This window comes from Martelella sp. UBA3392, from assembly GCF_002358775.1.
Taxonomy (GTDB): Bacteria; Pseudomonadota; Alphaproteobacteria; order Rhizobiales; family Rhizobiaceae; genus Martelella; species Martelella mediterranea.
On the sequence record NZ_DEPM01000221.1, the window covers coordinates 3,150 to 3,838 of the forward strand.

Here is a 689-nt window from a genome sequence, read left to right on the forward strand (position 1 = left end):
AACTGGAAGAAATTCGGCAACCAGCTCAAATATGCCGATCGCCGCGGTTGCCCGATCGCGATCATCCAGGGCGGTGACGAGCGCGCCGAGGGCGTCGTCCAGATCAAAGACCTGATCGAGGGCAAGCGCTTGTCCGGCGAGATCGAGGACAACGCCGAATGGCGCGAGGCCCGCGTGGCCCAGAAGACCGTGCCGGAAGGCGATCTCGTCGCGGAGGTCCGGGCGATGCTGGCGGCGCAGGCCGAGGATAGGAAGCGGACGGGCTGAGGGGCAAGCTTCTCAGTTTCTTTCGGCCTTTGCGACGGGCAGAAACGCCGCAGCCTACAATCTCCCCCCTTGAGGGGGAGATGTCGCGAACGCGACAGAGAGGGGTAAAGGGCGTGAGCCCTAAAAGCCGCAGTCTCCGTGCTCTCGGATAAGTTTCACCCCTCTCTGCCCCTATCGGGGCATCTCCCCCTCAAGGGGGGAGATTGTTTGGTGGTTGGTGAGATTCACCCCAAACCAAAAAAACGGCAGGCATTGCTGCGAACCGTTTATTGCACGCAGGCGCGGTGTTCAGTTGCCGCGTCATGCTGGCGGCGCAGGCGGAGGATCGGCAGCGCGCGGGCTGAGGGGCAAGCCTTTCAGTTTTCCGTGGTCTTTGTGATGGCAGAAGCGTCGCAGCTCATAATCTCCCCCCTTGAGGGGGA

The 689-nt window shown here is 62.3% G+C and carries 1 protein-coding gene; it reads left to right on the forward strand.

Features of this window, described 5'->3' with window-relative positions:
- Positions 1-267: His/Gly/Thr/Pro-type tRNA ligase C-terminal domain-containing protein (locus B4E36_RS17860; protein WP_345900635.1), on the forward strand; the 267-nt coding region annotated here is incomplete at its 5' end.
- Between the last annotated feature and the right edge of the window lie 422 nt (positions 268-689).